The following is a 705-nucleotide window of genomic DNA, read 5'->3' as shown; positions in this document are numbered from 1 at the left end:
CTGTTCGCCGGCGCGCTGGCCGTGGGCGGCCTGACCGTCGAGGCGGTGCTCGGCTCGCGTTCGCCGTTCGACGCGCGCATCCACGCCGCCCGTGGCCAGAAAGGCCAGATCGATGCGGCTGCTGCTTACCGCCACCTGCTGGGCGAGCGCAGCGAGGTGTCCGACTCGCACCAGAACTGCGAGAAGGTGCAGGATCCGTACTCCCTGCGCTGCCAGCCGCAGGTCATGGGCGCGTGCCTGACCCAGTTCCGCCAGGCCGCCGAGGTGCTGGCGGTGGAGGCCAACGCCGTATCCGACAACCCGCTGGTGTTCGCCGCCGAGGGCGACGTGATCTCCGGCGGCAACTTCCACGCCGAGCCGGTGGCCATGGCCGCCGACAACATGGCCCTGGCCATCGCCGAGATCGGCTCCCTGAGCGAGCGGCGCATCTCGCTGATGATGGACAAGCACATGTCGCAGCTGCCGCCGTTCCTGGTGGCCAACGGCGGGGTGAACTCCGGCTTCATGATCGCCCAGGTGACGGCCGCGGCGCTGGCCAGCGAGAACAAGGCGCTGGCCCATCCGCACTCGGTGGACAGCCTGCCGACCTCCGCCAACCAGGAAGACCACGTGTCGATGGCCCCGGCCGCCGGCAAGCGCCTGTGGGAAATGGCCGAGAACACCCGGGGGATCCTCGCGGTGGAATGGCTGGCGGCGGCCCAGGGG

At 70.6% G+C, this 705-nt stretch carries 1 protein-coding gene; it reads left to right on the top strand.

Going from position 1 to position 705, the window contains the following annotated elements; translation table 11 throughout:
- On the top strand, window positions 1-705 hold a 705-nt coding region (locus CAG29_RS28025), incomplete at both ends, for an aromatic amino acid lyase (protein ID WP_170930464.1).

The sequence above is a fragment of the Pseudomonas sp. B7(2017) genome (assembly GCF_002112745.1).
GTDB lineage: Bacteria > Pseudomonadota > Gammaproteobacteria > Pseudomonadales > Pseudomonadaceae > Aquipseudomonas > Aquipseudomonas ekonensis.
The sequence above is the reverse complement of the archived record's forward strand: the minus strand, read 5'-3'. Positions and strand labels throughout refer to the sequence as shown.